This is a genomic window from Mycobacterium sp. 1245805.9, assembly GCF_001672915.1.
Lineage (GTDB): Bacteria > Actinomycetota > Actinomycetes > Mycobacteriales > Mycobacteriaceae > Mycobacterium.
The window spans coordinates 1-6,276 of sequence record NZ_LZKR01000092.1; the positions used below are offsets into that span (position 1 = coordinate 1).

Consider the following 6,276-nt stretch of genomic DNA (forward strand, 5'->3'; position numbering starts at 1 on the left):
CGGCCGCGCCCGTGGGTAACCCCCCCCCGCGGGGTCCGCGGCCCCCGGCGCGGCCCCCCGCGCCCCCCCGCCCCCCCACCCCGGCGCGCCCGCCGGCGCCCCCCCGCCGGGGGGCGCGGCCGCCGCGGCCGCGTTGGCCGCGTTGATCGTCGAACCGATGCCGGCCAAATCGTTGGCCGCCGCCATCACCAGATCGGGCGCCGCGAAAACGAACGACATGGACAACCTCTCTCACGGATGCGCCATGACCAAGTGGTCATCTCCCCCGGCGCCACCGGTCACCATCGAACGAGCGGCAAGAGCGTCAGCCTACGCGGTCGGGCGTCGCGACACGCGGGGTTCGGCGAGAACGCCGGCGGTGGTTCAGTCCACCCGGGTGGCGTGAACCTCCCAGAACGGGGCGTGCACGCGGCCGTTCTCGAGCCACGGCTCCATCGCCCGGAACCGCTCCAGCATCGGCTGGACCTGGTCGGCCATGTCGGGGTTGCGCGCGATCATCATCTCGATCGTCTCGGCGCTCATGTTGACCAGATAGGTCGTGGGACCCAGGTAGGTGATCTCCCACCCGGCGTCGGGAAACACCTCACGAAAGTCGTTCTCGGACAACGACCGCATCATCTTGAAGCCGTTGACGTCGTGCTCGCCGAACTCGAACAGGTACAGCCGCGCCCCGGGCTTGGTCGCCCGGTGCAGCGCCCGCGCATAAGACTTCTGCATCTCGGGTTCGGTGCTGAAGACGTGGTAGAACGCACAGTCGACGACGGTGTCGAACCGGCCGTCGAATCCCTCCAGCTTGGTGGCGTCGGCCAGCTCGAAATTCACTGACACCCCGGCCTTTTGGGCGTTCTGGCGGGCCCGCTCCAGCGCCCCCGCCGACCCGTCGATGCCCGTCGCGGAGTAACCCTTGGCTGCGTAGTAGATCGCGTGGTGACCGGGGCCGGTGCCCGGGTCGAGCACCTCGCCCCTGACCGCGCCAAGGGCGACCAGCCGCTGCACCACCGGCTGCGGGCCGCCGATGTCCCACGGTGTGGCGGCGGGCAGCCCGTGCGACAGCCGGTCGTCGCGGTACATCTCCTCGAAGCGGGTGGGATCGGTTGGGTCAAACTGAGTAGTCATGTCTCCCCCTCGAATTCGGATTAGGGCAAAGCGTTGACCAATTGCTCGACGGGCACCCGCGGCCCGGTGAAGAACGGCGTCTCCTCCCGGGTGTGCCGGCGGGCGTCGGTGGCGCGCAGCTCGCGCATCAGGTCCACGATCCGGTCCAGCTCCGGGGCCTCGAACGCCAGGATCCATTCGTAGTCGCCCAGCGCGAACGCCGGCACGGTGTTGGCGCGGACGTCCTTGTACTCGCGCGCGGCCATGCCGTGTTCGGCGAGCATGCGGCGGCGCTCCTCGTCGGGCAGCAGGTACCACTCGTAGGACCGCACGAACGGATACACACAGATGTAGGCGCCGGGCTCCTCGCCGGCCAGGAACGCGGGGATGTGGCTCTTGTTGAACTCGGCGGGCCGGTGCAGCGCGACGCTGCTCCACACCGGCGAGCTGGCCCGGCCCAGGGTGGTGGTGCGTCGGAAGTCGGCGTAGATGGCCTGCAGCGCCTCGACGCGTTCGGCGTGGGTCCAGATCATGAAGTCGGCGTCGGCGCGCAGGCCCGCCACGTCGTAGAGGCCGCGCACCACGACGCCGCGCTCCTCCTGCTGCTTGAAGAACGTCGTCGCGTCGTCGATCACGGCGTCCCGCTGATCGCCGAGCTCGCCCGGCCGGACCGAGAACACCGAGAACATCAGGTAGCGCAGCTGCGAGTTCAGGGCGTCATAGTCGAGTTTGGCCATGGCACCTATCGTGCCACTTCCGCCTGAAGGGTCTCGACCGCGCGCCCGGCCGCCCCGACGCACGCCGGCACGCCGATCCCGTCGAGGTAGCTGCCGGCCACGGCGAGGGTCGGCGGCAGGCCGGCGCGGACCTCGGCGACCAACTCGGCGTGGCCGGGACCGTACTGCGGCATGGCGTCGAGCCAGCGCTGGACGCGGGCGTCGACGGGGTCGACGGCCAGCCCGAACACGTCGACCAGGTCGCTCAGCGCCCAGCCCAGCAGTTCGTCGTCGCGGGTGCCGGCCGCCACGTCGTCGCCGAACCGCCCGAACGACAGCCGCAGCTGCTGGGTGTCCCCGCGCGCGCCCCACTTGCGCCCCCATTTTCGAGAAGACAGCGTGATCGCCTTGGCGCGCAACGGTTCTCCGCTCGCGACCAGGACCCCGGAGCACTGCGGGAAGGGAGTGTCGGCGGGCACGGCCAGCGCCACCACCGCCGACGACGCGCTCTCGATCCGGCGCGCCGCGGCGGCGGCGCGCGGGGCGACCTCGTCGAGAAGGGCCGCCGCCCGTTGGGCCGGAACGGCCAGGATCACCGCGTCGGCGGGCCAGCGGGCGCCGGTGTCGTCGAGCAGCTCCCAGCCGGGTTCGAGCTTGGTGACCGCCGCCCGGACCCAGCGCGGCCGGGCCCGCCCGACGAGCTCGTCGACCAGCACCTGGTAGCCGCCGTCGATCGCGCCGAACACCGGCGCGCCGGTGGCCGGCGGCAGCGCCTGCCGGACGGCGTCGGTCAGGCTGGCGGCCCCGCGGTCGAGGGCCGCCGCCACGCCGGGTGCGGCCGCGCGCAGGCCGATCGTCGCCGCCGAGCCGGCGTACACGCCGCTGAGCAGCGGGTCCACCGACCGGGCCACGACCTGCGCGCCGAACCGGTCGCCGACCAATGCGGCCACCGCGGGGTCGCCGCCGGGCTGCCAGGCCAGCGGTCGGGTCGGTTCGGCGTCGATGCGCGCGAGCGTCGCCTCGTCAACCAGATCGGCCACCGAGGCCGGCGACGACGGGATCCCCACGACCGTGCCTTCGGGCAGCGCGTGCAGCCGGTGGCCGCTGTAGATCAGCGGGCGGGCGCCGGTGGTGCCGACCTGGCGCGCGGACAGACCCAGCTCGGCCAGCAGCGCCGGCATCTCGGGGCGGCGCGCCACGAACGCCTCGGCGCCCAGGTCCATCGGCCGGCCGCCGACGTGTTCGGTGCGCAGGATGCCGCCGAGCCGGTCGCCGGGCTCGAACAGGGTGATGTTCGCGTCGGCGCCTGCGGCCGCGCGCAGCCGGTACGCCGCCGTCAGCCCCGAAATGCCGCCGCCCACAACACAATACGACGGGGCCGTCATAACGAGTGGACCAGCGCAACCAGGTCGGTCAGCACGCCGGGATCCGTCTCGGGCAGCACCCCGTGCCCGAGGTTGAACACGTGGCCGGCCGCGCCGGCGTCCACCGCGCGGCGCCCGTCGTCGATGACCGCCCGCGCGGCGCGCTCGGCCACCGGCCAACCGGCGAGCAGCACCACCGGGTCGAGGTTGCCCTGCAGCGCGGTGCCGGGCTCGACCCGGGCCGCGGCGTCGACCAGCGAGGTCCGCCAGTCCACCCCGACGACGGTGGACTGGCCGGGCTTCATGCCGCACTTCAGCGCCGCGGACATCGAGCCCAGCAGTTCGGCGGTCCCCACCCCAAAATGGGTCATCGGCACGCCGTATTCGGACAAGGCCGCGAAAACCCTTGAGCTGTGCGGCAACACGTAGCGGCGGTAGTCGGCCAGCGACAGCGTCCCGGCCCACGAGTCGAACACCTGGATGGCGTCCACCCCGGCCTCGAGTTGCCCCTGCAGGAACGCGACGGTGAGGTCGGTCAGCTTCGACATCAGCGCGTGCCAGCTGGAAGGCTCGGCCAGCATCATCGCCTTGGTGCGCGGGTGGTTACGGCTGGGGCCGCCCTCGACCAGATAGGACGCCAGCGTGAACGGCGCACCGGCGAAACCGATCAGCGGCACGTCGCCCAGCTCGCCGACGAGCAGCGAAACCGCCTCGCGGATGGGCCGGATCGCCTCGGGCTCAAGGGGTTTGAACGCGTCGATGTCGGCGTCGGTGCGCACCGGGTGCGCGATCACCGGCCCGACGTCGGCGACGATGTCCAGGTCGACCCCCGCGGCCCGCAGCGGCACCACGATGTCGGAGAACAGGATCGCCGCGTCGACCCCGTGCCGGCGGATCGGCTGCAGCGTGATCTCGGCGGCCACCTCGGGCTCGAAGCAGGCCGCCAGCATGCTGTGCCGTTCGCGCAGCGCGCGGTACTCGGGCAGCGAGCGACCGGCCTGCCGCATGAACCACACCGGCACCCGGCCGGGCTTGCGCCCGGTGACGGCGGCCAGGTACGGCGACTCGGGGAGGTCGCGGCGCGTGCTCATTGGCTCCAATGCTGCCACGACGGCCCGCCGGCATCGCCGCTGCGTAACATCACGCCAATGCCGATCAGTTACGACGAGTTCCCCAGCCTGCGCTGCGAACCCAGCGAGAGCGGCGTGCTGACCCTGGTGCTCGACGCCCCGGGGCTGAACTCGGTCGGCCCGCAGATGCACCGCGACCTGGCCGACATCTGGCCGGTGATCGGCCGGGACCCCGCGGTGCGCGTCGTGCTGGTCCGCGGCGAGGGCAGGGCGTTCTCCTCCGGCGGCAGCTTCGACCTGATCGACGAGACGATGGGCGACTACCAGGGCCGGATCCGCATCATGCGCGAGGCCCGCGACATGGTGCTCAACATGATCAACTTCGACAAGCCGGTGGTCTCGGCGATCCGCGGACCCGCCGTCGGCGCGGGCCTGGTGGTGGCGCTGCTCGCCGACATCTCGGTGGCCGGCCGCACCGCCAAACTCATCGACGGGCACACCAAGCTCGGGGTGGCCGCCGGCGACCACGCCGCGATCTGCTGGCCGCTGCTGGTCGGGATGGCCAAGGCCAAGTACTACCTGCTGACCTGCGAGACGCTCTCCGGCGAGGAGGCCGAGCGCATCGGACTGGTCTCCACCTGCGTCGACGACGACGACGTGCTGGCCACCGCGACCCGCCTGGCCGAAGACCTGGCGCGCGGCGCGCAGGACGCGATCCGCTGGACCAAGCACAGCCTCAACCACTGGTACCGCATGTTCGCGCCCGCCTTCGAAACGTCGCTCGGCCTGGAATTCCTCAGTTTCAGCGGCCCCGACGTCCGGGAGGGCCTCGCGGCGCACCGCGAGAAGCGCCCGGCCCGATTCAACGGAGGAACAGCGCCCTGATCAGTCACGATGCCCCCTGTGAGGCCCCGGAAACGCCCGGTAACGGCTTGGTCGCGACGGCCGCGAAACTCGGCGCGCCTGTTTCGGCGTGTCGGGTGATGGGTCTAGCGTCGAACGCTGTGAGCTCGACTGAACCGGCCCCGTTCCGCGAGGCGGTCGCGGCAATGAACGCCGTCAGCGTGCGGCCGGAGATCGAGCTGGGCCCGATCCGCCCGCCGCAGCGCCTGGCGCCCTACAGCTACGCCCTTGGCGCCGAGGTCAAGCACCCCGAGCTCGAGATCGTCCCGGAACGATCCGAGGGCGACGCGTTCGGCCGGCTGATCCTGCTGTACGACCCGGACGGCGCCGACGCGTGGGACGGGACGATCCGGCTGGTCGCCTACATCCAGGCCGACCTGGATCCGAGCGAGGCCGTCGATCCGCTGCTGCCCGAGGTGGCGTGGAGCTGGCTGGTCGACGCGCTGGAGTCGCGCCTCGAGCACACCACCGCCCTGGGCGGCACCGTCACCGCCACCACCTCGGTGCGCTACGGCGACATCTCCGGACCGCCCCGCGCCCACCAGCTGGAGCTGCGGGCGTCGTGGACCGCGACGACCCCCGAGGTCGGCGCGCACGTCGAGGCGTTCTGCGAGGTCCTCGAGCACGCCGCGGGTCTGCCGCCGTCCGGAGTCACCAACCTGACCTCCCGCTCACGCGCCTGACATGGGCGAACCCGGGGCCCCCGGGCCCGACAGCCCCGCGCCCGAAACCACCCCTGAAGCCACCCCGCTACTGCACCCGGCCGAGGGCGTTCCCGATCTCGCGGTAAGCGTCCGCCAGATCGAGGAAGCCGCGCGACTCCTGGACCGCGGGCGCGGGCCGTTCGCGGTGGACGCCGAGCGCGCGTCGGGCTTCCGCTACTCCAACCGGGCCTACCTGATCCAGATCCGGCGGGCCGGGGCGGGCACCGTGCTCATCGACCCGGTCAGCCACGGCGGCGACCCGCTCACCGCGCTGCGCCCGGTCGCGGAGGTGCTGGGCAGCGACGAATGGATCCTGCACTCCGCCGATCAGGACCTGCCGTGCCTGGCCGAGGTGGGCATGCGGCCGCCCGCGCTCTACGACACGGAGCTCGCGGGGCGGCTGGCCGGCTTCGACCGGGTGAAC

Annotated in this window: 7 protein-coding genes and 1 pseudogene; 3 read left to right on the top strand and 5 right to left on the bottom strand. The window is 72.4% G+C overall.

Annotation, left to right across the window (positions count from 1 at the left end; genetic code table 11):
* From A9X00_RS30780 to hemE, 5 genes are all read right to left on the bottom strand, one after another.
* Positions 1-219: PE domain-containing protein (locus A9X00_RS30780; protein ID WP_156772066.1), on the bottom strand; the 219-nt coding region annotated here is incomplete at its 3' end.
* A 144-nt stretch (positions 220-363) separates the two neighbouring features.
* Positions 364-1,116, bottom strand: coding sequence for a class I SAM-dependent methyltransferase (locus A9X00_RS13075; RefSeq protein ID WP_067153567.1), 753 nt, complete (start codon positions 1,114-1,116; stop codon positions 364-366).
* Between the two features lie 20 nt (positions 1,117-1,136).
* Complete coding sequence (hemQ, locus tag A9X00_RS13080) at positions 1,137-1,832, bottom strand: hydrogen peroxide-dependent heme synthase (protein ID WP_067153570.1); 696 nt, start codon at positions 1,830-1,832, stop codon at positions 1,137-1,139.
* A gap of 5 nt (positions 1,833-1,837) precedes the next feature.
* The gene (locus A9X00_RS13085; RefSeq protein ID WP_067153572.1) at positions 1,838-3,196 is read right to left on the bottom strand and encodes a protoporphyrinogen oxidase; all 1,359 of its coding nucleotides are present in this window, start codon (positions 3,194-3,196) and stop codon (positions 1,838-1,840) included.
* Entirely contained in the window at positions 3,193-4,266 is a 1,074-nt protein-coding gene (gene hemE / locus A9X00_RS13090) for a uroporphyrinogen decarboxylase (RefSeq protein WP_067153574.1), read from the bottom strand. Before hemE ends, A9X00_RS13085 begins: the two co-directional genes overlap by 4 nt.
* Before the next feature lie 57 nt (positions 4,267-4,323).
* Between hemE and A9X00_RS13095 the strand changes: the two genes are divergently transcribed.
* The 3 genes and pseudogenes from A9X00_RS13095 to A9X00_RS13105 all read left to right on the top strand — a co-directional run.
* Positions 4,324-5,130, top strand: coding sequence for an enoyl-CoA hydratase/isomerase family protein (locus tag A9X00_RS13095; protein WP_067153575.1), 807 nt, complete (start codon positions 4,324-4,326; stop codon positions 5,128-5,130).
* A 98-nt stretch (positions 5,131-5,228) separates the two neighbouring features.
* Positions 5,229-5,831 (top strand): DUF3000 domain-containing protein, encoded by a 603-nt coding sequence (locus A9X00_RS13100; protein WP_156772067.1) that lies wholly within the window; start codon positions 5,229-5,231, stop codon positions 5,829-5,831.
* Position 5,832: 1 nt separating this feature from the next.
* Positions 5,833-6,276, top strand: a pseudogene (locus A9X00_RS13105) (ribonuclease D); the annotation flags it as partial.